Origin of the sequence: Kitasatospora terrestris (assembly GCF_039542905.1) — a bacterium.
In the GTDB taxonomy this organism is placed as follows: Bacteria; Actinomycetota; Actinomycetes; order Streptomycetales; family Streptomycetaceae; genus Kitasatospora; species Kitasatospora terrestris.
Window position 1 is genome coordinate 5,881,430 of the sequence record NZ_BAABIS010000001.1, and the last position, 24,926, is coordinate 5,906,355.

At 73.1% G+C, this 24,926-nt stretch carries 21 protein-coding genes; 8 read left to right on the forward strand and 13 right to left on the reverse strand.

Features of this window, described 5'->3' with window-relative positions; all coding sequences use genetic code 11:
- From ABEB06_RS27005 to ABEB06_RS27015, 3 genes are all read left to right on the forward strand, one after another.
- Entirely contained in the window at positions 1 to 666 is a 666-nt protein-coding gene (locus ABEB06_RS27005) for a helix-turn-helix domain-containing protein (protein ID WP_345699485.1), read from the forward strand.
- Between the two features lie 92 nt (positions 667 to 758).
- On the forward strand, positions 759 to 1,874 hold the full coding sequence (locus ABEB06_RS27010; RefSeq protein ID WP_345699486.1) for an alpha/beta hydrolase: 1,116 nt from the start codon (positions 759 to 761) through the stop codon (positions 1,872 to 1,874).
- Between the two features lie 209 nt (positions 1,875 to 2,083).
- Positions 2,084 to 3,511, forward strand: a complete 1,428-nt coding sequence (locus ABEB06_RS27015) for a hypothetical protein (RefSeq protein WP_345699487.1) — start codon at positions 2,084 to 2,086, stop codon at positions 3,509 to 3,511.
- A gap of 58 nt (positions 3,512 to 3,569) precedes the next feature.
- On the opposite strand, the gene ABEB06_RS27020 is transcribed toward ABEB06_RS27015, so the two are convergent.
- The 10 genes from ABEB06_RS27020 to ABEB06_RS27065 all read right to left on the reverse strand — a co-directional run bounded on the left by ABEB06_RS27020 (position 3,570) and on the right by ABEB06_RS27065 (position 16,093).
- Entirely contained in the window at positions 3,570 to 4,445 is an 876-nt protein-coding gene (locus ABEB06_RS27020; protein WP_345699488.1) for a CDP-alcohol phosphatidyltransferase family protein, read from the reverse strand.
- A complete protein-coding gene (locus tag ABEB06_RS27025) occupies positions 4,432 to 5,109 on the reverse strand; it encodes a phosphatidylserine decarboxylase (protein WP_345699489.1) in 678 nt (225 codons plus the stop codon). Before ABEB06_RS27025 ends, ABEB06_RS27020 begins: the two co-directional genes overlap by 14 nt.
- 423 nt (positions 5,110 to 5,532) lie before the next feature.
- Positions 5,533 to 6,735, reverse strand: coding sequence for an acyl-CoA dehydrogenase family protein (locus ABEB06_RS27030; RefSeq protein ID WP_345699490.1), 1,203 nt, complete (start codon positions 6,733 to 6,735; stop codon positions 5,533 to 5,535).
- A gap of 140 nt (positions 6,736 to 6,875) precedes the next feature.
- Entirely contained in the window at positions 6,876 to 7,373 is a 498-nt protein-coding gene (locus ABEB06_RS27035) for a MaoC family dehydratase (RefSeq protein WP_345699491.1), read from the reverse strand.
- A 2-nt stretch (positions 7,374 to 7,375) separates the two neighbouring features.
- Positions 7,376 to 8,335 (reverse strand): HpcH/HpaI aldolase/citrate lyase family protein, encoded by a 960-nt coding sequence (locus ABEB06_RS27040; protein WP_345699492.1) that lies wholly within the window; start codon positions 8,333 to 8,335, stop codon positions 7,376 to 7,378.
- A 22-nt stretch (positions 8,336 to 8,357) separates the two neighbouring features.
- Positions 8,358 to 10,379, reverse strand: coding sequence for a protein meaA (locus ABEB06_RS27045; RefSeq protein ID WP_345699493.1), 2,022 nt, complete (start codon positions 10,377 to 10,379; stop codon positions 8,358 to 8,360).
- Positions 10,379 to 11,749 carry a crotonyl-CoA carboxylase/reductase gene (gene ccrA, locus ABEB06_RS27050; RefSeq protein ID WP_345699494.1) on the reverse strand — a complete coding sequence of 457 codons (1,371 nt, stop codon included), beginning with the start codon at positions 11,747 to 11,749 and terminating at the stop codon, positions 10,379 to 10,381. The genes ABEB06_RS27045 and ccrA overlap by 1 nt, the downstream gene beginning before the upstream one ends.
- A gap of 367 nt (positions 11,750 to 12,116) precedes the next feature.
- On the reverse strand, positions 12,117 to 13,022 hold the full coding sequence (locus ABEB06_RS27055) for a TetR family transcriptional regulator (RefSeq protein ID WP_345699495.1): 906 nt from the start codon (positions 13,020 to 13,022) through the stop codon (positions 12,117 to 12,119).
- 197 nt (positions 13,023 to 13,219) lie between these two features.
- The gene (locus ABEB06_RS27060; RefSeq protein ID WP_345699496.1) at positions 13,220 to 14,995 is read right to left on the reverse strand and encodes a 3-hydroxyacyl-CoA dehydrogenase family protein; all 1,776 of its coding nucleotides are present in this window, start codon (positions 14,993 to 14,995) and stop codon (positions 13,220 to 13,222) included.
- Between the two features lie 366 nt (positions 14,996 to 15,361).
- Entirely contained in the window at positions 15,362 to 16,093 is a 732-nt protein-coding gene (locus ABEB06_RS27065) for a MerR family transcriptional regulator (protein WP_345699497.1), read from the reverse strand.
- Positions 16,094 to 16,156: 63 nt separating this feature from the next.
- Here ABEB06_RS27065 and ABEB06_RS27070 point away from each other — a divergent pair, with 63 nt between their 5' ends.
- Complete coding sequence (locus ABEB06_RS27070) at positions 16,157 to 16,573, forward strand: DUF6194 family protein (RefSeq protein ID WP_345699498.1); 417 nt, start codon at positions 16,157 to 16,159, stop codon at positions 16,571 to 16,573.
- Positions 16,574 to 16,609: 36 nt separating this feature from the next.
- Positions 16,610 to 17,191 (forward strand): Uma2 family endonuclease, encoded by a 582-nt coding sequence (locus ABEB06_RS27075; RefSeq protein ID WP_345699499.1) that lies wholly within the window; start codon positions 16,610 to 16,612, stop codon positions 17,189 to 17,191.
- 325 nt (positions 17,192 to 17,516) lie between these two features.
- Here the strand turns inward: ABEB06_RS27075 and ABEB06_RS27080 are convergent, their stop codons facing one another.
- Both ABEB06_RS27080 and ABEB06_RS27085 read right to left on the reverse strand, forming a co-directional pair.
- Positions 17,517 to 19,004, reverse strand: coding sequence for an MFS transporter (locus ABEB06_RS27080; RefSeq protein ID WP_345699500.1), 1,488 nt, complete (start codon positions 19,002 to 19,004; stop codon positions 17,517 to 17,519).
- A gap of 64 nt (positions 19,005 to 19,068) precedes the next feature.
- Positions 19,069 to 19,713 (reverse strand): TetR/AcrR family transcriptional regulator, encoded by a 645-nt coding sequence (locus tag ABEB06_RS27085; protein WP_345699501.1) that lies wholly within the window; start codon positions 19,711 to 19,713, stop codon positions 19,069 to 19,071.
- 230 nt (positions 19,714 to 19,943) lie between these two features.
- On the opposite strand from ABEB06_RS27085, the gene ABEB06_RS27090 reads away from it, so the two are divergent.
- From ABEB06_RS27090 to ABEB06_RS27100, 3 genes are all read left to right on the forward strand, one after another.
- Entirely contained in the window at positions 19,944 to 20,804 is an 861-nt protein-coding gene (locus ABEB06_RS27090) for an AraC family transcriptional regulator (protein ID WP_345699502.1), read from the forward strand.
- An 86-nt stretch (positions 20,805 to 20,890) separates the two neighbouring features.
- The gene (locus ABEB06_RS27095) at positions 20,891 to 22,222 is read left to right on the forward strand and encodes a type I glutamate--ammonia ligase (RefSeq protein ID WP_345699503.1); all 1,332 of its coding nucleotides are present in this window, start codon (positions 20,891 to 20,893) and stop codon (positions 22,220 to 22,222) included.
- A 16-nt stretch (positions 22,223 to 22,238) separates the two neighbouring features.
- Positions 22,239 to 23,327: an amidohydrolase family protein gene (locus tag ABEB06_RS27100; RefSeq protein WP_345699504.1), complete on the forward strand. Its 1,089-nt coding sequence runs from the start codon at positions 22,239 to 22,241 to the stop codon at positions 23,325 to 23,327.
- Between the two features lie 37 nt (positions 23,328 to 23,364).
- Here ABEB06_RS27100 and ABEB06_RS27105 read toward each other — a convergent pair whose 3' ends face one another.
- Positions 23,365 to 24,909 carry a cellulase family glycosylhydrolase gene (locus tag ABEB06_RS27105; protein WP_345699505.1) on the reverse strand — a complete coding sequence of 515 codons (1,545 nt, stop codon included), beginning with the start codon at positions 24,907 to 24,909 and terminating at the stop codon, positions 23,365 to 23,367.
- Between the last annotated feature and the right edge of the window lie 17 nt (positions 24,910 to 24,926).

Sequence of the window (24,926 nt, forward strand, 5' to 3'; positions counted from 1 at the left end):
ATGCGACGTCGACAGCCGCCCGCCCCCGCCCCGGTGCCGTTCTCCCCGGCCGCCGCCCGTGCGCACCGCGCCGGCCTCGGCCTGACCCCGGACCAGGTCGCCGAGGGCATGGCGGCCCACGGCGTCCGCCTGCTGCCCGGCCACGTGCTCGGCTGGGAGAGCGGACAGATCCGGCCCACCGAGGAGGAGTTCGTCGCCCTCGCGCGGGCCCTGTGGTGCCCGCCCGCCAGTCTGATGGGCATGCCGCCCGCCACGCTGCGGGACCACCGGGTGGCCCGGGAGCTCGGGCAGGAGCAGACCGCCCGGCGGATCGGCATCTCCCTGGCCGCCTACCGGAAGGCCGAGGCCACCGGGGTCTGGAACGGCGACGAGGACCAGACCTGGGCGCTGGCCCAGGCCCTGCGGCTGACCCTGCGCGAGCTGGTCCGGGTCACCGGCCGGACCGCCGAGCTGGAGCAGCTCCTCAAGAAGGCGGTGGACGGCCGCTGGCAGGCCCAGCTGTCCGCGATCGCCCGGATCGTCCCGGCCGGGCCCGGCCGGCTGGAGGCCGCGCTGGCGGCCCTGCAGAGCGAGTACCTCGTCCCCACCCACTGGGGCGCCACCGCGCCGCCCTCGCCGAAGGTGCCGCCGGCGACCCGTTTCTGGGAGCTGCTGGAGGGCCGCTGACGCCCCAACGGCCGCTTCCGCTGGCAGCGCACCGCCGAACGGGGTGGACTGGTGACCGTACTCAGTCCACCTCCGTCCCACCGGGGAGCGCTATGCGTTGGGGTACCGCCGCCGTCGTGGCCGCCGCTGCCGTCGGAACGGGAGCGGCGGTCCTGCTGCTCGGACGCAAGGTCTCCGACCGGGTCGTCAGGCCCGCCCCCGCCGGACCGACCGGGCCCGCGGTGCTGCGCGTCCACGACCTCGGCGCGGGCCGGGTCACCATCACCCGCAGCCCGGAGTCGGTCCGCCCCGGCCACTACGCCCTGGAGTGGGCCGACGGCGGCCACGCGGTGGTCGGCGAGATCCTCTCCACCGACGCGCAGAGCGTCTCCCGCCGCCTGGAGCGCGCGGACCGCGGCACCCTCGCGGTCGGCACCGAGGTCCACCTCACCCCCCGGGTCCACCTCGGCGACCCGCGCACCGCGCTCGGCCTGGACTTCACCGACACCGCCGTGACCGGCGAGCTCGGCCCGATGCCGGCCTGGCACACCGCGGGCATCCGCGGCACCTGGGTGGTCCTGGTGCACGGCCCGGGCGCCGACCGGAGCCAGGCGCTGCCGGTGCTCCCGCTGCTGCACGGCCTGCGCCTGCCGACCCTCACCGTGACCCACCGCGGCGACGCGGGCGCGCCGCCCTCGCCCGACGGCATGAGCCACTTCGGCGAGAGCGAGTGGCGCGACGTGGAGTCGGCGGTGCGGTACGCACTGGACCGGGGCGCCGGGCGGGTGGTGCTGTACGGCTGGTCGCTGGGCGCGACCATGGCGCTGCAGACGGCGGCCCGCTCGGCCTGGGCGGACCGGATCGGCGGGCTGGTGCTGGACTCCCCGGTGCTCGACTGGGACGCCTCGGTCCGCCGGGAGGCCGTCCGGGCGGGCATCCCGGCCGCGCTGGCCGAGCTCGGCGCGCTGGCCGCCCGGGGCCGCACCGGCGTGGACCTGGCGGGCTTCGCCCGGCTCGCCGCCGGCGGCGACCTGCACGCGCCGACCCTGCTGCTGCACAGCCCCTCCGACTCGATCGCGCCGTTCGCCGCCGCCCGGCGGCTGGCCGCGCGGCGCGAGGACCTGGTGAGCCTGCAGCCCGTCCCGGACGGGGAGCACTCGGCGCTGTGGAACGCCGACCCGGAGCGGTACACCGAGGCGCTCCGGCGCTTCCTCACCCCGCTGCTCTGAGCTGATCCGGACATGCCAGGTCAGTGTGCGCACCGGCCCGGTTCGCCCTGCTCTGCCCGGTCTGCGGGCCGCCCGTCGCCCGGCGGCCCGAGACGGTGCGGCATCCGATGTGACAGAAGGCCGGTACACGGGGAAGACTGCACGGCGTGACGTCTCGGAACCCGCGCGACCGTGATGCCTCGCACCAGCCGCTCAGCAGCGGTGCGACGGTGACCCGTCTGCCTGGCACGGCCAACCGGGCCGACGGCGCCGCCCCGGGCGCCCCGGGTGCCGGTGCCGTCCGCCGCCGCGTCCCCGCCAAGCCCGGCCGCGGCCGGGTGCCGGTGCCGGACGGCTTCCCCGCCCCCGCCGAACTCGCCCCGCTCGCCCGCCGGATGCTGGTCGACGCCGTGCGCGTCGCCCGCTGGGCCGGTGAGCTGGAGCACGTCGACAAGCGCGGCGAGCTCCTCCCCGACGACGCCCGCGCGGCCGGCCGCGCCCTCGCGATGACGGTCGGCGCCGCCGCCAAGGCCTGGGGACAGGCCCTGCTGGTCGGCCTGGTCGAGCTCCGCGACGGCGGCGCCGGCCCCGGCTGGCGCCTGCACGCCTGGGAGCACGACGACGAGGCGGTGATCCGCGGCTGGTCGGCGCTGTTCGACGCCTGGACCCTGCTCGCGCCCGTCCCGCCCGCCGCGCTGCGCGGCGTCTTCGCCCAGCTCGCCGGGCAGGCCGTGGACCTCGCCCCGCAGCTGCTCTCCTTCCTGCACCTGGTCGACGGCCCGGTCGCCGACAGCGAGCTGCTGGAGATGCTGCGCCGCGGCCTGGACGAGCGCCGGCACGGCTCCGGGGCCTCCCTGCTGTCGCCCGTCCCGCACGCCGCCTCGGCGGTCTCCGCGGTCCGCGGCACCTGCCGCGAGCCGCAGATCGACGTCCCGTACGTCCCCTCCGACGTCGCCGCGGTGCTGGACTGGATGCTGGACGGCCTCGCCGCCGTCGGCGCCCTCGGCCGGGCCGACGAGGCCGCCGAGCTCTCCCCGCTCGGCCACTGGGCGGTGCGCGCCAAGCTGGAGGAGATCTGCACCGTCGCGCAGACCGCGGCCGGGCACATCGAGCAGAGCGCGCCCGAGCTGCTGGAGGCCTGCGCCGCGTACTCGCCGGGCCCGGCCCGCGCCGAGTTCCGCGCCTGGGTGGCGGCCCGGCCGGTCGACCGGGCGGTCGCCGAGCTGCTGGACGCGGCCCGCGGCGAGGACGCGCTGGTGCGCGGCCTGGCCTTCGAGGCGCTGCGGGTCGCCGGCGGGACGGCCGAGCAGGCCGTCCGCGGCGCCGTGGAGGAGGCCGTGCTGCGGCCCTACGCCCTGCTGTGGCTCGCCGAACAGCTGGACGAGGGGGGAGTGTCCCCCGCCGACGTGCTGGGCGCGGAGGACGCCGCCTGGCTCTGGGTGGACACCGCCGCCGCCGTCCTGGACCACGGGGACACCGCGCTGCTGGTCGGCCACGTCGAGGGCGCCTCGGCGGGCGAGCCGGTCCGGCTCTTCAACCGGGCCCGCCAGTCCGGCCACCCCCGCGCCGCGTCCGTCCTGACCGCCGTCGCCGGTGTCCACCCCGACCCGGCGGTGGCCCGCGCGGCCCGTCGCTCCGCGTTCAGCGTCGTCAAGTAGCCACCGAAAACGCCGAGGGGCGCGAGGCCATGCCTCGCGCCCCTCGGCGTCTTCCGGCTTACTTCGAAGCGGCGCGCTTCGCCCGCACGTCGCCGACCTTCTGGCCGACCTTGCGGCGGATCACCAGCAGCGGCGCCATGGCCGCCAGGGTGATCTGCGCGACGGCGCCGATGTGCATCAGCGTGTCGCCGCCCGGCAGGCCCGCCGCCCAGGAGGCGAGGCAGCCGATCGAGACGACGATCCAGGCCAGCGTGGCGGTGGCCAGCAGGCCCTGCGGCTTCGGGTACTCGATGCGGCTGACCATCAGGTACGCTACGCCGAAGATCATCAGCAGACCCGGCACGAACGGCGGGTCGAGCAGCACGATCGCGATCACGGTCATCGCGCCCATCGGGCAGGGCATGCCCTGGAAGATCCCCGGCCGCATCTTGACCGCCGAGAAGCGGGCCAGTCGCAGCACCACCGCGAGCAGCACGGTCAGCGCGATCAGCGCGGACAGGCGCTGGTCGGAGCCGGGGGAGACGATGCCCCAGACCGCGACGAAGTACGCCGGCGCGATGCCGAAGCTGATCAGGTCGGCGAGGTTGTCCAGTTCGGCGCCGAGCGCGGAGGAGCGCAGCTTGCGCGCCACCAGCCCGTCGAAGAGGTCGCACATCGCGCCGATCAGCAGCAGCGTCACCGCGGTGGCGGCGCTGTGCTTGACCGGGGCGGCGGACTCGCCGGTGAGGTGCGGCATCAGGATCCCGGTGGTGATCGAGTAGATCGCCAGGAAGCCGCAGACGGCGTTGCCCAGGGTCAGGAAGTCGGCGGTGGACAGGTGCTGCGGCGAGCGGGGAGCACGGAGCTCGCGGTCGCGCGCCCAGCGGCGGCGGCGGAGGTCGGTCTCCTCCTCGTCCCCCAGGCCGACGAGGGTCTCAGGATCAGTCACGGTCAAGGCGCGTCACCCCGGCTGTGGTCTTCTGGCCGACCTGGACGGCAACCTCGACGCCGGCCGGCAGGTAGATGTCGACGCGCGAGCCGAAGCGGATCAGGCCGACCCGCTCGCCCTGCTCGACCTTGGTACCGGCGTCCACGTACGGCACGATGCGACGGGCCACGGCCCCCGCGATCTGCACCATCTCGATGTCGCCGAGCTCGGTGTCGAAGTGCCAGACGACCCGCTCGTTCTGGTCGCTGTCCTTGTTGAACGCCGGGACGAAGCCGCCGGCGACGTGCTCGACGGACGTCACGGTGCCGGCCAGCGGCGCGCGGTTGACGTGGACGTTGAGCGGGCTCATGAAGATGGCGACGCGGGTGCGGCCGTCCGGCCACTCGTCGATGGACTGGACCACACCGTCGGCCGGCGAGATCACCGTGCCGGTGCCGATCTCACGCTCCGGGTCGCGGAAGAACCACAGCATGCCCGCGCTCAGCGCGCAGGCGGGAACGGCCGCCAGCGCCCACTTGCCGGAACGCCGGGTGAGGGCGGTCGTCACGGCGGCGGTGGCCAGCGTGGGCACGAACCACGGGGTGGCGCCGCGCGCGATGGTGACGCGGGGTCGCCGACCGTCGGGGCCGAGACCCTGGGCGGAGGTGTGAGGGGACGGGCTGAGGGGCATCGAGGACCTTTAGTCGCGGGTGTTCATCGGCCACTGGACGGAGGCCACCGCGGGGATCGAGTGATATGGGGACGGCTGTGCTGTCCCGGTGGATGCTATCGGGACCAGGCGGTAGGTGGGCAAGCCGCCTGCTTGTGGAACTGTGCCTGGCTGTGCCGGTGTGCCTCTGCTATGTGTACGACCGTAACCGGGGTCGGTGCGGTTCCCCAAGAGGTCGAAGGGCCCGGGTGACCCACGTCTCAGGCGCACGGGGGTCGCGCGAGGGCGCGCGGAAGCGGCCGCAGGGCGCTCACCTGCTCAAATGCGCCCTGCGGCCGCTTCCTCACCACCGGAATCGACCCCCCGCGGCTGACCAGGCCGCTGCGGCTCCGGCGGCGACCCGGCGCGGCCCGCACGCCCCACCGAGTCGTTACGGAGAGTCACTTACTCGGCGAGCCTGTACTCCTCGAGCAGGCGGCGTCCGACGATCATCTTCTGGATCTCCGCCGTACCTTCACCGATCAGCAGCATCGGGGCCTCGCGGTAGAGGCGCTCGATCTCGTACTCCTTGGAGAAGCCGTAGCCGCCGTGGATCCGGAAGGAGTCCTCGACGACCTCCTTGCAGTACTCGGAGGCGAGGTACTTGGCCATGCCGGCCTCGAGGTCGTTGCGCTCGCCGCCGTCCTTCTTGCGGGCGGCCATCACCATCATCTGGTGGGCGGCCTCGACCTTGGTGGCCATCTCGGCGAGCTTGAACTGGATCGCCTGGTGCTCGGCGATCTTCTTGCCGAAGGTGGTGCGCTGCTGGGCGTAGGCGATGCCCAGCTCGAAGGCGCGGCGGGCGACGCCGCAGCCTCGGGCCGCGACGTTGACGCGGCCGACCTCGACGCCGTCCATCATCTGGTAGAAGCCCTTGCCCGGGACGCCGCCGAGGATGCGGTCGGCCGGGACGCGGACGTCCTGCAGCACCAGCTCGGTGGTGTCGACGCCCTTGTAGCCCATCTTCTCGATCTTGCCGGGCACGGTCAGGCCGGGAACGGTCTCGTTCGGCCCGAAGCCCGGGGTCTTCTCGATCAGGAAGGTGGTCATGTTCTTGTACGGGGAGTTGCCGCCCTCGTCGGTCTTGCAGAGCACCGCGACCACGCTGGAGGTGCCGCCGTTGGTCAGCCACATCTTCTGGCCGTTGAGGACGTAGAAGTCGCCGTCCTTGACGCCCTTGGTGGAGATCGCCGAGACGTCGGAGCCGAGGGCCGGCTCGGACATCGAGAAGGCGCCGCGCAGCTCGCCGGCGGCCATCTTCGGCAGGAAGTAGTCCTTCTGCTCCTGGGTGCCGTGCGCGTTGATCATGTGCGCCACGATGAAGTGGGTGTTGACGATGCCGGAGACCGACATCCAGCCGCGGGCGATCTCCTCGACCACCAGGGCGTAGGTCAGCAGGGACTCGCCCAGGCCGCCGAACTCCTCGGGAATGGTCAGACCGAACAGGCCGAGCTGCTTCATGCCCTCGACGATGGCGGTCGGGTACTCGTCCTTGTGCTCCAGCTCGGTCGCGACCGGGATGATCTCCTTGTCGACGAAGTCCCGCACGGTGGCGAGGATGTCCCGCTGGATCTCGGTCAGGCCGTCGGTCTGTGCGAGGCGTCCCATCGCGCGGCTCCCTTGTCTAAAGGCGTGAGGGTGGAGGAGTGGCGGGGGCTCCACGGAGCGTGACTTCCGTGGAGCCCCCGTGGGCCGGGTTCGGGGTCGGCCGATGACGGCGGCCTGCCCGTCCGGGGTCTTGAGGGGTGTTACGCGAGGGGCTCGGGGCGACCGGGCTGGTCGCCGCCGCGCTCCTCGAGGTACTGCTCGGTCGGCACCATCACCTTGCGGCGGAAGATGCAGACGACCGTGCCGTCCTGCTTGTAGCCCTTGGTCTCGACGTAGACGATGCCGCGGTCCGGCTTCGAGGTCATGTTCTTGTCGAGGACCGTGGTCTCGCCGTAGAGGGTGTCGCCGTGGAAGGTCGGCGCGATGTGGCGCAGCGACTCGATCTCCAGGTTGGCGAGCGCCTTGCCGGACACGTCCTCGACGGACATGCCGAGCAGCAGCGAGTAGATGTAGTTGCCGACCACGACGTTCCGGCCCTGCACGGTGGTGGTCGCGTAGTTGGCGTCCATGTGCAGCGGGTGGTGGTTCATGGTGAGCAGGCAGAAGAGGTGGTCGTCGTACTCGGTGACCGTCTTCCCGGGCCAGTGCTTGTAGACGGCCCCGACCTCGAACTCCTCGTAGGTGCGTCCGAACTGCATGGTCACGCCTCCGGGATCTCGAACTTGCTGGTGCGCTCCATGCCGGCGGCCCGGCCCTTGCCGGCGACGACCAGGGCCATCTTGCGGCTGGCCTCGTCGATCATCTCGTCGCCGAGCATCGCGGAGCCCTTGGCGCCGCCCGCCTCGGAGGTGCAGTAGTCGTACGCGTCGAGGATCAGCTCGGCGTGGTCGTAGTCCTCCTGCGAGGGCGAGAAGATCTCGTTCGCGGCGGCGACCTGGTCCGGGTGCAGCACCCACTTGCCGTCGAAGCCGAGCGCGGCGGCGCGGCGGGCGACCGCCTTGTAGCCCTCGGCGTTGCGGATCTGCAGGTACGGGCCGTCGATCGCCTGCAGGTCGTTGGCGCGGGCGGCCATCAGGATGCGCATCAGGATGTAGTGGTAGGCGTCGGCGTCGTAGCCGGGCGGCTGCTCGCCGACCACCAGGGACTTCATGTTGATCGAGGCCATGAAGTCGGCCGGGCCGAAGATGATGGTCTCCAGCCGGGGCGAGGCCTCGGCGATCGCGTCGACGTTGATCAGGCCCTTGGCGTTCTCGATCTGCGCCTCGATGCCGATCTTGCCGACCTCGAAGCCCATGGTCTTCTCGATCTGGGTGAGCAGCAGGTCCAGCGCCTTGACCTGCTGGGCGTCCTGGACCTTCGGCAGCATGATGCAGTCGAGGTTCGGGCCGGCGCCCTCGACGACGGTGATCACGTCGCGGTAGGTCCAGTGGGTGGTCCAGTCGTTGACCCGGACGACGCGGGTCTTGCCGCCCCAGTCGCCGTTGTTCAGCGCGTCCACGATGTTGTGGCGGGCGCTCTCCTTGACCAGCGGGGCGCAGGCGTCCTCCAGGTCGAGGAAGACCTGGTCGGCGGGCAGGCCCTGGGCCTTCTCCAGGAAGCGGGGGTTGCTGCCCGGTACGGCGAGGCAGGAACGGCGGGGCCGCAGGCGGTTGACGGTCATGTGCGGTGGGGTTCCTTCCGGGTCAGCTGGTCGCGCTGGTCGTGGTCGCGGCCCAAGGCTGGAGCCTGTTGGCGAGCCGGATCTCGTCCACGATCCGGCCGATGATGGTGGTGATGCCGAAGTCCTTCGGGGTGAAGACCGCGGCGACCCCGCCGGCCTTGAGGGCCTCGGCGTCCGCGGCGGGGATGATGCCTCCGACGATCACTGGCACATCCTCCACCCCGGCACGGCGCAGGCGCTGTATGACGTCCGGCACAAGCTCCGGATGGGCGCCGGAGAGGATCGACAGGCCCACGCAGTGCACGTCCTCCGCGACGGCGGCGGACACGATCTGCTCGGGGGTCAGCCTGATGCCCTGGTAGACCACCTCGAACCCGGCGTCGCGGGCCCGTACGGCGATCTGCTCGGCGCCGTTGGAGTGGCCGTCCAGGCCCGGCTTGCCGACCAGCAGGCGCAGCTTGCCGCACCCGAGCTCGGCGGCGGTCGCGGCGACCGCCTCGCGGACCTGGGCCAGCTCGCCGCCCGGCTCGGACGCCACCGCGACCGGCGCGCCGCCGACCCCGGTGGGGGCGCGGTACTCGCCGAACACCGCGCGCAGCGCGAAGGACCACTCGCCGGTGGTCACGCCGGCCCGGGCACAGGCCAGGGTGGCGGCCATCAGGTTCTCGTCGGTCGCGGCGACCCGCTTGAGGTCCTCCAGCGCCTGCTGGGCGGCGGCCTCGTCGCGCTCGCCGCGCCACTTCTCCAGCGAGGCGAGCACCGAGCGCTCGGAGGCCGGGTCGACGACCATGATCGCGTCGTCGAGGTTGGCCGTGAGCGGGCTCTCCTCGGTGGTGTCGAAGCAGTTGACGCCGACGATCTTGTCCTGGCCGGCCTCGATCCGGGCCCGGCGCTCGGCGTGCGAGGCGACCAGGTTGGACTTGAGGTAGCCGGACTCGACGGCCGGGATGACCCCGCCCATCTCCAGCACCTTGGCGATCTCCGCCTCGGCGCCCTCCAGCAGCTCCCGGGTCTTGGCCTCGACCACGTGCGAGCCGTTGAAGATGTCGCCGTACTCCAGCAGGTCCGACTCGTAGGCCAGCACCTGCTGGATGCGCAGCGACCACTGCTGGTCCCACGGGCGCGGCAGGCCGAGGGCCTCGTTCCACGCGGGCAGCTGGACGGCGCGGGCGCGGGCGTCCTTGGACAGCGTGACGGCGAGCATCTCCAGCACGATCCGCTGGACGTTGTTCTCCGGCTGCGCCTCGGTCAGGCCGAGCGAGTTGACCTGCACGCCGTAGCGGAAGCGCCGCTGCTTGGCGTCCTCGATGCCGTACCGCTCGCGGGTGACCTTCTCCCAGAGCAGGTTGAAGGCGCGCATCTTGCACATCTCCTCGACGAAGCGGACGCCCGCGTTCACGAAGAAGGAGATGCGGGCGACCACCTCGCCCATCCGCTCGGCCGGCACCTGGCCGGAGTCGCGGACGGCGTCGAGGACGGCGATCGCGGTGCACATCGAGTACGCGATCTCCTGGACCGGGGTGGCCCCGGCCTCCTGCAGGTGGTAGCTGCAGATGTTGATCGGGTTCCACTTCGGGATGTTGCCGACCGTGTAGGCGATCATGTCGGTGATCAGCCGGACGGACGGCCCCGGCGGGAAGACGTGCGTGCCGCGGGAGAGGTACTCCTTGACGATGTCGTTCTGGGTGGTGCCGGTGAGCTTGGCGATGTCCGCGCCCTGCTCCTCGGCGACCACCTGGTAGAGCGCCAGCAGCCACATCGCGGTGGCGTTGATCGTCATGGAGGTGTTGGTCTGTTCGAGCGGGATGCCGTCGAACAGGGTGCGCATGTCGCCGACGTGCCCGACCGGGACGCCGACCCGGCCGACCTCGCCCCGGGCCAGCACGTGGTCCGAGTCGTAGCCGGTCTGGGTGGGCAGGTCGAAGGCGACCGACAGGCCGGTCTGACCCTTCGCCAGGTTCCGCCGGTAGAGCGCGTTGGAGTCGCTCGCGGTGGAGTGCCCGGCGTACGTGCGCATCAGCCAGGGGCGGTCCCGGTCGGCCATCAGATGTCCCGACCCTGCTTGTCGCTCCGCTCGCTGACCTCGCGGAAGAGGTTGATCGCCGGCAGGTGCTTGGCGCGCAGCTCGTGGTCGCGCACGCCCATGCCCTCCTCGGGCGCCAGGCAGAGCACGCCGACCTTGCCCTGGTGCTTGTTGTGGTGCACGTCGAGGGCGGCCTGGCCGGTCTCCTCCAGGGAGTAGACCTTGGACAGGGTCGGGTGGATCTTGCCCTTGGCGACCAGGCGGTTGGCCTCGAACGCCTCGCGGTAGTTGGCGAAGTGCGAGCCGACGATGCGCTTCAGCGACATCCACAGGTAGCGGTTGTCGTACTGGTGCATGTAGCCGGAGGTGGAGGCGCAGGTGACGATGGTGCCGCCCTTGCGGGTGACGTACACCGAGGCGCCGAAGGTCTCGCGGCCCGGGTGCTCGAAGACGATGTCCACGTCCTCGCCGCCGGTGAACTCGCGGATCTTGGAGCCCAGGCGCTTCCACTCGCGCGGGTCCTGGTTGTTCTCGTCCTTCCAGAACTTGTAGCCCTCGGCGGAGCGGTCGATGATCGCCTCGGCGCCCATGGCGCGGCAGATCTCGGCCTTGGACTCGCTGGAGACCACGCAGATCGGGGTGGCGCCGCCGGCCAGCGCGTACTGGGTGGCGTACGAGCCGAGGCCGCCGCTGGCGCCCCAGATCAGCACGTTGTCGCCCTGCTTCATGCCGGCGCCGTTCTGCGACACCAGCTGGCGGTACGCGGTGGAGTTGACCAGGCCCGGGGAGGCGGCCTCCTCCCAGGTGAGGTGCTTGGGCTTGGGCAGCAGCTGGTTGGTCTTCACCAGGGCGATCTGGGCCAGGCCGCCGAAGTTGGTCTCGAAGCCCCAGATGCGCTGCTCCGGGTCCATCATCGTGTCGTTGTGGCCGTCCGGGGACTCCAGCTCGACCGAGAGGCAGTGCGCGACGACCTCGTCGCCCGGCTTCCAGGCGTTGACGCCGGCGCCGGTGCGCAGGACGACGCCCGCGAGGTCCGAGCCGAGGACGTGGTACGGCAGGTCGTGACGCTTGGTCAGCGGCGACAGGCGGCCGTAGCGCTCCAGGAAGCCGAAGGTGGAGACCGGCTCGAAGATCGAGCTCCACACGGTGTTGTAGTTGACCGAGCTCGCCATCACGGCGACCAGGGCCTCGCCCGGGCCGAGCTCCGGCAGCGCCACCTCGTCCAGGTGGAGCGACTTGCGGGGGTCCTTGTCGCGGCTGTCGAGGCCGGCGAACATCTGCTCCTCGTCCTTGTGGAGCGTCACGGCCCGGTAGGACTCGGGCAGCGCGATGTTGGCGAAGTCAGCCGACGTGGCGTCGTTGCTGATGATCGCGTCGAGAATTTCCTGCATGGCTGCCTCCGAAGGCGTACCTGTGCGAGGGTCACAGGGCGTCTGGGGGAGCCGGGAGCGGACACCGGCTTCGCTGAGGGTCTGGGTGGGGTGTGCGGTGGCGACTGCTGGTGTGTCGCCGACTGCTGAAAAGCTCGATCGCCCCCGAGGTGTGGGGACGCCGGACACGGCGCGCCGAGGTGGGGAGCCGCGGCGCCGCGACCGGTGAGCAACAAGGTAGTGGCACCCTGTGCCACTCGTAAAGACACCGGGTGTCAGCGATTCGAGTGCCGTGGACCACAGTGGTCCGGACATGCCGAAGGCCCGTCCCCGAAACCCGGGGACGGGCCTTCGAATCCGCTGTGAAGTGCGGAAATACCCTTCGTCGCTAGGCCTGTGAGCCGCTCAGCGCCGCCTTGATCGAGTCCACGACCAGCTCCAGCGGTGCGTCCGTCCGGGCGACTGTGATGAGTACCTCACCACTCGGGCTGGCACTCAGTGCGCTCACCGCCGCGACCTCCTCCGACGACACAGCGTCACCAATGGCACCGGGTGCCACAGGAGTGCCGCGGCGTCGCGCACCGCTCGGCGGGGTCGGCCAGAAGGTCCCGCGGATCACGTCGAAGGAGTGGTCCAGCTGCGCCTCCACGTCCCCGTGCCCGCCCGCCCGCAGCCAGCGCCGCAGCACGTGGTTGTGGGCCGCGACCACCGCCGCCGCCGACACCTCGGCCAGCATCGAGTCGTCGTCCCCGCCGCGCTGCCAGCCCGGCGGGGTCTCCTCCGCCGCGTCGAACCGGCCCAGCAGGTACCGGGTGAACAGCCGCTCGTAGCGGGCCACCACCGCGATCTCCCGCTCGCGCAGCGCCGGCACCTGGCGGATCAGCTGGTAGCGGGCCACCGAGACGCCCGGCGTCTCGGCGTACATCCGCAGCACCTCCTTGATGCCCCGGCACACCACGTCCAGCGGGTGCTCCTCCGGCTCGGCGCTGGCCAGCAGGTCGGCCACCCGGACCAGGGTGTCGTCGTGGTCCGGGAAGATCGCCTCCTCCTTCGAGCGGAAGTACCGGAAGAAGGTCCGCCGGGCCACCCCGGCGGCGGCCGCGATCTGATCGACCGTCGTCTCCTCGTACCCCTGGGTGGCGAACAGCTCCATCGCCGCCGCCGCGAGGTCCTGGCGCATCTGCTGCCGCTGCGCCGCGGCCCGCCGGCTGCCGGCTCCGGCCTCCGCCGTCCGGCCCTGGTCCGGGCGGGAGGTGGCCGGCTGCTGCGCGGAGGGTGACGTCTGGCGATCCATGTTCGGAACGCTACACGCACCCGGCGCGGTCGCCGCAGGCCTGGCCGCCCTGCGGACGGGAGCGGACGGCGGCACCGCCGCCGGACGCGGCCAGCGGGCCGACACCGGGCCGCTGCCCCACGGCCCCCTGGCCGCGCCGGCCGCGGCTGCGGCCCCCGTCGGGGTGGGGCCCGACGGGGAGTTCACGGGGCGCCCGGTCATCGCCGTGCGTGGTCGCGGAAACCGCGACCGCTCTTGCGGCCCAGGCAGCCGGCCGCCACCAGGTGCTCCAGCAGCGGGGCGGCGGCCAGGCCCGGCTCGCGGAACTCCTGGTGCAGCACCTGCTCGATGGTCAGCGACACGTCCAGGCCGACCACGTCCAGCAGCTCGAACGGGCCCATCGGGTAGCCGCAGCCGAGCTTCATCGCGGTGTCGATGTCGTCCACCGTCGCGTAGTGCTCCTGCAGCATCCGCACCGCGTCGTTCAGGTAAGGGAAGAGCAGCGAGTTGACGATGAAGCCGGCCCGGTCGCCGCACTCCACCGGGTGCTTCCTCACCTTGGCGCACAGCTCCAGCACGGTCGAGGTGACGTCCTCGGCGGTCAGCACCGTGGAGACCACTTCCACCAGCTTCATCGCCGGGGCCGGGTTGAAGAAGTGCATGCCGATCACGTCCTGCGGCCGCGAGGTCGCGGTCGCGCAGCTGATCACCGGCAGGCTGGACGTCGTGGTGGCCAGCACCGCGCCCGGACGGACGATCTTGTCGAGGGCGGCGAACAGCTCGCGCTTGACGCCCAGGTCCTCCGCCACCGCCTCGACCACCAGGTCGACCTCGGCCAGGTCGGTGTAGCTGCCGGTCGGGGTGACCAGCGCCAGCGCCGCGTCCCGGGCCTCGGCGCTCAGGCGGCCCTTGGCCACCGAGCGCTCCAGCGACTTCGCCAGCTGCGCCTTGGCGGCGTCCGCCTTCTCCTGGCTGCGGGCCGCCAGGAACACCGTGTACCCGGCCTTCGCGAAGACCTCGACGATGCCGGTCGCCATCGTGCCGCTGCCGCAGACGCCCACCGTGCGCACCTCGCGCCCGGCCGGCCGCTGCCGCCCGCCGTCCGCCGCCTCGGCGACCACCTTGGAGGAGCCCGGCGCCTCGTACGTGTAGAAGCCCCGGCCGGACTTGCGGCCCAGCAGGCCCGCCGCCACCAGCTGGCCCAGGATCGGCGCCGGGGCGTGCAGGCGGTCCTTCGACTGCTCGTACATCGCCTCCAGCACGGTGCGCGCGGTGTCGATGCCGATCAGGTCCAGCAGCGCCAGCGGGCCCATCGGCAGGCCGCAGCCCAGCCGCATCGCCGCGTCGATGTCCTCCCGGGTCGCGTACCGCGACTCGAACATCGCCGCCGCCTGGTTCAGGTACGCGAACAGCAGGCCGTTGACGATGAAGCCCGGCCGGTCGCCCGCGGCCACCGGCTCCTTGCCCAGGCTGCGCGCGAACTCCGCGACGTCCTCGGCCGCCTGCGGCGACGTCAGGACGGTCCGGACCACCTCGACCAGCTTCATGCTGTGCACCGGGTTGAAGAAGTGCACGCCCAGCACCCGCTCCGGGCGGGCCGTCGCGGCGGCGATCCGGGTCACGCTGAGCGCGGTGGTACCGGTCGCCAGCACCGTCTCCGGCGGGCAGATCCGGTCCAGCTCGGCGAAGACCTCCCGCTTCAGCTCCAGCTGCTCCGGGACCTCCTCGATCACCAGGTCGGCCTCGGCCGCCCGGCCCAGGTCGTGCCCGACCTGGATCAGCGCCAGCAGCGCGGTGCGCATCTCCGCGGTCAGCCGCTCGCGCTCCACGGCGCGGGCGGTCGCCTCCTCGATCCGGGCCAGCGCGCGGGCCGCCTGGTCCGGGCCGGCCTCGATGCCGATCACCCGGCGGCCGCTGCGGGCCACGGCGACCGCGATCCCGGCACCCATGGTGCCGAGGCCGACGACGGCGACGGTGGGGAAGGGACGCTCCATTGTCCAGACTCCTTGAGGTCATGGGCCCGCGCGCGCCCCCGTACCGGGCATGCGGGTACGGAGGGAGGGTCCGACGGCGCGGACATGAAGTGGTGACGGTGCGCGGCAAGCCCGCAGGAGCCGGTCCGCTCCGGCCGTGCTGCGGGTGTGCCGTGGTGCTCAGGCGCTCGGACACTCAGGAACGAGGAAGCGCTGACGCTGACGTTGCGCGTGAAGGGAGAGAAGCACCGGGGCGGCCGACGGATGGCGCGGCCGCGCAACCCGCCGGTGCGGCTCCCGAGGCCCGGCGGTGGTGCGTGCGGTCACTGTAGCCGAGTTACCGGCGGGTAGGAAGGGTGCGCGGTGTCAGACCCGACACCTTCTTCCTTACGCCTCGTCACGCCCGGTCGCCCGCCCCGCCGTCCCGTCCCCGCCCGCCGCCAGCACGGCCGAGAGCGCGGCCGCGCCGTCCAGCAGCGCACGGGACCGCGCGGCGAGCACCGCCTCCCGGGCCGCCAGCACCGCGGCCAGCTCCCCGGGCGAGCGGCGCAGCTCCGGCACCAGCGCGCGCAGCGGCCCGATCCGGTACCCGGCCAGCCGCAGCTGGTGGACCACCCGGGCGTCCCGCACCTGGGCCGGGGAGTAGCGGCGGGCCCGGCGCGGCCCGGCACGGTCCGCGGTGACCAGCCCCTCGCCCTCCCAGTGCCGCAGCGTCGACGCCCGCACGCCCAGGGCCGCCGCCAGCTCCGACACCGTCAGCGCGTCCGAGGCCCGGACCTCCGCGATCGGCTCGCCCGAGATCGCCCGCGCCGCCTCCACCGCCCGCGCCAGGCCGGTGCGCTCGGCGTGCAACCGGGCGTGCGCCGCGTCCAGCAGGGCCGGGGCCCGGTGGACGTCGCCGTGCGCCGCCCGGACGATCGCCCGCCCCTCCGCCGGCCCGGAGCCCGCCGCCAGCAGCCGGTACGCCAGCGCCGCCGCCACGTGCACCTCGGCGTACACCCGGTACCCGCTCGCCGTCCGCGCGACCGGCGGCAGCACCCCGTCCCGCTCCAGGTTGCGCACCTGCTGCACCGAGCAGCCCGCGCGCCGCGCCACATCCACCGTCTTGAGACCCGACACCCTGTTCTCCCCGGTCCGCCGCGCGAAAGTCCCCACGAGCACTTCAATGGAACGCTGGAACACATGACCCTGGACGACATCATCGCCTTCACCGCCGGACTCGACGGCGTGCTCACCCTCCGCCCCGCCCCCGGCGACGGCTCGCCCGAGATCGCCTGGGGCGACGTCTTCTTCTACTACGCCCCCGACGGCGTCCTCCCGGGCGGCCAGCCCTTCGCCACCGTCGTCACCAAGGACTACCCCGACGACACCGGCTCCCGCCTCGACCGCGAAGGCGCCTTCCGCGTCAACGCCGCCGCCGGCAAGGACGCCGTCCGCCGCCACCCGACCGAGGGACCGGACGACACCGTCCTCGCCCACCCCGTCTACGGCGGCTGGCTCGCCGTCACCAACCCGGGCCCGCGCACCTCGGACGCCGTCCGCGAGCTCCTGCGCGCCGCCCACGAACGCGCCCGATCCCGCCACGAGCGCCGGGCCTAGCTCGTACGGTGGCTTCAGCACCGCAAGGAGGACACCATGGCAGTCATGACCACCGACCGGCCCCAGATGACGCTCGAAGCCTTCGAAGCCATTGCCACAACCGCTGAGCGAGAAGACGTCACGCTCGAGTTCATCAACGGCAGGATCGGAGTCAAGCCGGTGCCCGACGGCGACCACGGCGAAATCATCCGCTGGGTTTCGAAGCGCTGCATGCAGCACCGGCCCGACCTCTGGCTGTACGCCGAACAGGGCCTGCGGGTCGAGCGGTACCGAGGCGGGCACGCGCGCGTCGACGGTGCGCTGGCAGCGGACGAGGCATTTGCCGGGCAGGGCGAGTGGGCGGATCCCGATGCCGTGCTGATGGCCGTCGAGGTCACCTCGTACGATGCCGACACCCACCAGCGCGACCGGGTGGAGAAGCCGGTCGCGTACGCCGAGGCGGGTATCCCGGTCTACCTGCTGATCGACCGTGACGCCGGCGCGGTGACGGTGCACAGCGAACCCGAGGACGGGCGCTACCAGTCCGTTGTGACGCTCTCGTACGGGCACGAGGTCGTCCTGCCGCAGCCGGTGAACGTCACGCTCGACACCGAGGCGCTCAAGCGGTACGCCCGTTGAACCGCCGGGACGCGGCCCGCCGGACGATTCCGGCGGACGCGGTGCCGGGGACTGGAGCGGGCGGCACTGGTTGAACGTGCCGGGGCCGGTGTACTGCGCTCAGACGCTGACCGGCGGGTCCGGGAGTGGATCGCCGGGCAGGACGGCGAGGCGGACGAGTACGCCGCGCACCTGGAGGACGGGCTGGCGGCCTACCTGCGCGGCTACCTGTTCTGGCTGGTCGAGGGCCGGGAGCCGCCGGCCGGCGAGGAGCTGCCGGTGCTCGGGGACGGCGACGGCCCCCGGCCGCGGGGTGCGGGCGGGGGCCGTCGTGTGCCGGACGGTGTCAGTGGGCCATGACGGGGACGGCGTCCTCGACGTTGCCCTCGGCGACGGTGTGCGGCTGGGGGCGGCCGGCGTTGACGAAGGTGAAGGCGACCAGGCCCGCCAGGATCAGGATCCCGAAGGACCACCAGATCGCGGTGGAGTAGCTGTGCACCATGGCCTGCGCCTGGACCAGCTGCTTGGGGCCGTCGTGGTGGTCCTTGAGATAGGCGGCCATGGCGCTGGTGGCGATGGTGTTGAGCAGGGCGGTGCCGATCGCGCCGCCGACCTGCTGCGAGGTGTTGACCATCGCGGAGGCGACGCCGGCGTCCTTCGGCTCGACGCCGTAGGTGGCCAGGCTCATGGCGGGCATGAACGCGGTGCCCATGCCGAGGCCCATCAGGACCAGGCCCGGGAGGATCGCCCAGTACGAGGTGTCGATGTCGATCTGGGTGAGGACCAGCATGCCGAGCGAGGCGACCAGGAAGCCGGGCGCCATCAGGTAGCGCGCGGGCATCCGGGTCATCAGCCGGGCGCCGATCTGGGTGGAGCCGGTGATCATGCCGGCGACCATCGGCAGGAAGGCCAGGCCGGTGGTGACCGGCGAGTACTGGAGGACGACCTGCAGGTAGTAGGTCAGGAAGAGGAAGAGGCCGAACATGCCGATCACGGCGAGGCCGAGCGACAGGTAGACGCCGCCGCGGTTGCGGTTGAGGACGACGCGCAGCGGCAGCAGCGGCGCCTTGACCCGGCTCTCGACGAAGACGAACGCGACGAGCAGCACGGCGGCGGCGACGAACAGGCCGAGGGTGCCGCCGGAGGTCCAGCCGTGCGACTCGGCGCGGGTGAAGGCGTACACCAGCGAGACCAGGCCGGAGGTGACCAGCAGCACGCCGGGGATGTCGAGCTTGCTGCGGTTGCGGCCGACGGCGGGCTCGCGGATCACCAGGATCGCGCCGGCGATGGCGACGACGGCGAACGGGATGTTGACGTAGAAGGTCCAGCGCCAGTTCAGGTACTCGGTGAGCAGGCCGCCGAGGATCAGGCCGATCGCGCCGCCACCGCCGGCGATGGCACCGTAGATGCCGAACGCCTTGGCGCGCTCCTTGCCGTCGGTGAACATCACCGCGAGCAGCGAGAGGGCGGCCGGGGCGAGCAGCGCGCCGAAGACGCCCTGCAGGGCGCGGGCGCCGAGCAGCATCGAGGTGTTGGCGGCGGCGCCGCCGAGCGCGGAGGCCAGGGCGAAGCCGCCGAGGCCGACCAGGAAGGTCCGGCGGCGGCCCCACAGGTCCGCGATCCGGCCACCGAACAGCAGCAGACCGCCGAAGGCCAGGGCGTACGCGGTGATCACCCACTGGCGGTTGCCGTCGGAGATGCCGAGGTCGGCCTGGGCCCGGGGGAGGGCGATGTTCACGACGGTCGCGTCGAGGACGACCATCAGCTGGGCGAGGCCGATGAAGATCAGCGCTTTCCAGCGGTTCGGATCGGGCTGGAGGGCGGTTTCAGGCATGGGGGTACCCCGTTGTCTGTGCGAGAGCGTACGAAGATCGGGAAGTGTGGGGCGGAGGAGCCGGTCAGGCGCGCTGCTTGAGGTCCTCCAGGGTGGCGGCACGGCCGGGCAGCACGGACGGCGCGGGGTTCCGCAGCCCGTCCAGGAACAGCTGCAGGTGGCGGTGGACGAACTGGTCCAGGCCGTGGCAGTCGGTGCCGGGAAGCGGACGGGTGAGCTGGGTGATCGCGATGACCACGTCCCCGGCGCCGACGTCGCCGCGGAGCAGGCCGTCGGCGTGGGCGTGGGCGATCAGGTCGTTGGTGGTGCGCTCCAGGCGGACCCGGGAGGCCTCCAGTTCGGGGTCGTCGTGGTGGACGGCACCGGAGAGCAGGGGGCACAGCGCGCCGATCCGCTCGTCGGCGGCGGCGTGCACGAAGCGGCTGAGCGCGGCGAAGGAGTCCGGCTCCTCGGCGACCGCCGCTTCGGCGTGGTCGACGACCCGGGCGATGACCGAGAGGGCGACCTGGTGGATCAGCGTGGTCCGGTCCGCGAAGTTCCGGTAGAGCGTCGCGTTGCCGACTCCGGCGCGGCGGGCGATCTCGTCCAGCGGCGCCAGCGCGCCGTACTCGACGAACGCCTCGCGCGCCGCGGTGATGATCCGGGCCCGGTTGCGGGTGGCGTCCGCACGCTGCTTGGGCGCCGGCGTGGTGCTGGCAGTGACGCTCACGGCGGGCCTCCCTTCCAGGCTTCCGGGGAATGTCTCCCCGCTTCTAAGAACATACGGGTAAACGGGGAGTCTGTCCCCGGAATTTCTCCGGCGGACGTGACCTGCGCCACACTCCGCCAAGTCGGTCGGCGCACTGGTGGACACCCGATCGCAGCGGGCAGGGAAGATCGGGTCGGCGGGCGTCGCCCGTTCCTACGGTGGTGACCACAGAACGAAGGAAGGAGCCCGGGGTGCTCGACCGGCTGAACCAGGTGATGGAGCACATCGACTCGCGCCTGGACGGGCACGTCGACCCGGCCGAGCTCGCGCGGATCGCGCTGACCTCCGAGTACCACCTGCGACGGCTGTTCTCGGCGCTGGCCGGGATGCCGCTGTCGGAGTACCTGCGCCGGCGCCGGATGACCGTCGCCGGGGCGGAGGTGCTCGCGGGGGAGCGGACCCTGCTCGACATCGCGGTGCGGTACGGCTACGGCTCGGCCGAGGCGTTCGGGCGGGCGTTCCGCAGCGTGCACGGCGTCGGGCCGGGGGAGGCCCGCCGGACCGGCGCCGCGCTCACCGCGCAGCCCCGGCTCTCCTTCCGCCTCACCGTCGAAGGGAGCACCACCATGCGGTACCGGATCGTGGAGAAGCAGGAGTTCCGGGTGGTCGGACGGCGGGCCCGCGTCCCGCTGGTCCACCTGGGGGAGAACCCGCACATCGCCGCGCTGATCCGCAGCATCGACCCCGAGACCCTGCGGCGGATCGCCGGGCTCAGCGACCAGCAGCCCGCCGGCGTCCTCTCGGCGGTCGTGCACCTCGCCGACAGCCGGGAGGAGGGGGTCGAACTCGACTACTACCACGCCGCGGTGACCTCCGCCCCGGCCCCCGAGGGCCTGGACGCGCTGGCCGTCGGCGCGGGCACCTGGGCGGTGTTCGAGAACACCGGGCCGTACCCGCAGGCCCTGCAGTACCTGTGGCGGGACGTCTTCACCCAGTGGTTCCCGTCCAACCCGTACGCGAGCCGCCCCGGCCCGGAGCTGCTCACCGTCCGGCCCGCGCCGGTGGAGGGCGAGATGACGGCCGAGCTGTGGATCCCGGTGGAGCGGCGGTAGCCGGCGGTGGGCGGGCCGCCCCTGATCGGGTGAACCTGGTCGACCGGGTACGGACGACGGCCCGCGGCGGCGGGAGGATGGGCGGCATGACGAGCAGTCGGGACCGCGCGGAGCGGGCCTCGCGGGCGCGCGTGGCGGCGACCCGGATCGAGGCGGAGGGCGTCGACGCGGTCGCGCTCGGGTGGGTGGACAACGCCGGCGTGGGGCGGGTGAAGGCGGTGCCGGTCCGGCAGTTGGAGCACGCGGCCCAGTGGGGGGTCGGCGCGTCACCGTGCTTCGACCACTTCCTGGTCGACGACGCGATGGCGCCCGGCGGCGGCCCGGTCGGCGACCTGCGGCTGGTGCCGGACCTCGACCGGCTGACCCGGCTGGCCGCGCAGCCCGGCTGGGCCTGGGTGCCGGTGGACCGGTACGCGCAGGACGGCACTCCCCACCCCGGCTGCCAGCGGCTGTTCGCCGCCCGCACGGCGGAGGGGCTGGAGGGCCGGGGGCTCGCCGTGCGGGCCGGCTTCGAGGTGGAGTGGGTGGTGTGCGTCGAGGACGGCACCGGGGCGGGCGCCGGGCCCGCGTACGGGATGCGGCGGCTGATCGGCGCCTCCGACTACCTGCGCGACGTGGTGCGCGCCCTGCAGGAGCAGCACACGCGCGTGCTGCAGATCCACCCCGAGTACGCCACCGGCCAGTTCGAGGTGTCGGTCGCCGCCGCCGGCCCGGTGGAGGCCGCCGATCTGGCGCTGCTGGTCCGGCACACCGTCCTCGCCGTCTCCGCACGCCACGGCCTGCGGGCGGCCTTCGCCCCGGCGGTCACCCCGTCCGGCGTCGGCAACGGCGGGCACCTGCACCTCAGCCTGTGGCGCGACGGCCGCAACCTCGGCCACGGCGGCCTCGGCCCGTACGGGCTGACCCGGGAGGCGGAGGCGTTCCTGGCGGGCGTCCTCGCCGAGCTGCCCGCGCTGCTGGCGCTCGGCGCGCCGTCCGCGGCCAGCTACCTGCGGCTGGTCCCCGCCCGCTGGTCCGGGCCGTACCGGTGCTGGGGGCTGGAGAACCGGGAGGCGGCGCTGCGGCTGATCACCGGCTCGACGGGCGAGCAGGCGAACGCCGAGGTCAAGTGCTTCGACGCGGCCGCCAACCCGTACCTGGCGGTCGGCGGGGTGCTGGCCGCCGGGCTGTCCGGGCTGGACCGGGCGCTGCGGCTGCCGCCCGAGGTGCCCGGCGACCCCGCGGCAGCCGACGGGGTCGAGCGGCTGCCCGCCTCGCTCGCCGAGGCGACTGCCGCGCTGCGCGACTCCGAGGTGCTGCGGGAGGCCATGGGCCCCCAGCTCCACGCGGCGGTGCTCGCCGTCCGGGAGGCGGAGAGCGAGCTCTTCGAGGGCCGCACCCCCGAGGAGATCATCGACGCCACCCGCTGGCGCTACTGACCGGCGCGGCCCGGCGATGATCGACCAGCACTGCCACAGCGTGCTCGCCGGCGACCTCGACGACGCGGCGTTCGCCGCCCTGCTCACCGAGTCGGACCTCCCGCCCGCGCCCGGGACCTCCCGCTGGGAGAGCTCGATCGGCCTGGCCGTCCGCCGCTGGTGCGCACCGGCGCTCGGGCTGCCCGCGCTCGCCGAGCCGGCCGACTACCTGGCCCGCCGCCGCGAACTCCCGGACCCGGCGGGCACCTTGCTGCGCGCCGCGGGGCTGGACGCACTGCTGGTCGACACCGGACTGACCGCGGCGGCCGGGCGGCCGCTGCTCCCCCTCGCCGAACTCGGCGCCGCGGCGGGCGCGCGGGTCCGGGAGGTGGTCCGCCTGGAGTCGGTGGCCGAACGCACCGCGCGGGACGCCGCCGGCCCCGCCGGCTGGCTGGCGGCCACCGCCGAGGCGCTGCACGGCGCGGCCGCGGGCGGCGCGGTCGCGTTCAAGTCGGTGCTGGCGTACCGCTCGGGCCTCGCCGTCCCGCCCGAGCCGCCCTCCGCCGCCGAGGTGCTGCGCGCGGCGGGGCAGTGGCTGCGCGGCCCGCGCACCCGCCTCGCCGACCCGGTGCTCGGCCGGCACCTGCTGTGGACGGCGCTGGACTGCGGGCTGCCGATCCAGTTCCACACCGGCCTCGGCGATCCGGACCTGCGCCCGGCCGACGGCGACCCGGCGCTGCTGGCCGACTTCCTGCGCACCGCCGGGCCGCGCGGCGTGCCGGTGGTGCTGCTGCACTGCTACCCGTACCACCGCACGGCGGCGTGGCTGGCGCACTGCTTCCCGCACGTGTCCGTGGACGTCGGGCTGACCCTGTCGCACACCGGCGCCCGGGCGGCCGCCGTGCTCGGCGAGGTGCTGGAGGTGGCCCCGTTCGACCAGGTGCTGTTCTCCACCGACGCGTACGGCCTGCCCGAGCTGTACCTGGCCGGCGCGGCGCAGTTCCGGCACGCGCTGGCCGTCCTGCTGGCCGGGTGGCAGCGGGACGGCGCGTGCACGGCGGCGGACGCCGGCCGGATCACCCGCCGGACGTCCGGGGCCAACGCCCGCCGCCTCTACCGGTTGTGACCACAACCGGCCACTTCGGCCACTTCGGCCGGCCGGGTCAGCCGATCGCCGCCAGGTGGTCCTTCAGGCCGGCGCCGAACGAGGTCGGCGTGCCGTCGTACGAGCTGATCAGCGACGGGCCGGAGCCGCAGTTCCAGGTGTTCCACGTCCAGCCCAGGTAGGAGAGCTTCTTCGCGTCGGCCCAGGCCATCACCTGGTCGATGAAGCCGTGGGCGCAGTCGTTCTCGCCGATCTCGCCGAGCACCAGCGGCACCTGCGCGGCCACCGGGGAGAGCGTGGAGTCGAAGCAGGACACGCTGGAGCAGGTGTTGAAGTTGTACACGTGGAAGGCCGCACCCAGGTTGCCGGTCGGGTCGGTCGGCTTGTGGGCCGCCCACTGGCCGAGGTCGTTGGAGTACGCCAGGCCGCCGAGCAGGATCACGTTCTTCGCGCCGGTGGCCCGCACCGTGTCGACCAGCTTCTGCATGCCGCTGACCTGGTACGGGATGCCCGGGCAGCTGCCGTCGCGCCAGCACAGCCAGGCCTGGGTGAGCGAGGACTCGGCACGGTCCGGGTAGGGCTCGTTGAACAGGTCGAACACCACCGCGTCGTCGCCCTTGAAGGTGTCCGCGACGGAGCTCCAGAACGGCACCGCGTCGGCGCCCGGCATCGGCTTCTGGCAGGTCGCGTTGGTGTCCGCGCAGCCCGAGGAGTTGCCGGTGTACTGTCCGCGGCTCCAGTGCATCTCGACGATCGGTGTGAGCCCGGCGGTGCGCACCGCGTCCACCCAGGTCTTGATCGCCGCACGGTAGTTGGCGCCCGCGTACTCGGGCTTGACGTTGGAGGTGCCGATCCAGCAGTCCTCGTTGAGCGGGATGCGGACGGCGTTGACGCCCTTCCAGCTCTTGATCGCGGCGATCGCCGCCGCGTCGGTCGGGCCGTCGAAGAAGCCGTAGCCCTGGACGCACATGAACTCGGTGCCCGAGCGGTTGATGCCGTGCAGCACCACCTGCGAACCGGCGTCGTTCACCAGGGAGTTGCCCGCCACGTGCAGTGCGGGCGCGGCGCCGCTCGGCGGCGGGGTGGTGGCCGAGCCCGAGGGCGACGGGGACGGCGAGGCCGACGCGCTGGGGGACGGCGAGGTCGACACGGACCCGGAGGGGGAGGGCGTCGGCGAGACCGGCGCGCCGGTGCAGGCGGCGCCGTTGACCGCGAAGGCGGTCGGGGCCGCGTTGCTGCCGCTGTAGGCGAAGTTGGCGCCGGCGGAGACCGAGCCGCCGGCCGCGATCGTCCCGTTGTAGGCGGCGTTGACCACGGTGACGTTCTTGCCGGACTGCGACCAGGTGCCGTTCCAGCCGGTGCCGGAGAGGGTCTGGTTGCCGGTGTAGCCGTAGGTCAGCGTCCAGCCGTTGATCGCGGCGGTGCCGAGGTTGTTGATCTTGACGTTGGCGGTGAAGCCGCTGCCCCAGTCGTTGACCGCGTAGTCGACGGTACAGGCGGTGGTGGCGGCCGAGGCGGCGCCGGCCCCGGAGAACGACAGGGTGGCCGCGGCGGCGACGGCGAGTGCCGCTCCGGTCGCCAGGGCGGTGGTGCGGAGGGACATGTCCCACTCCTCGAAGT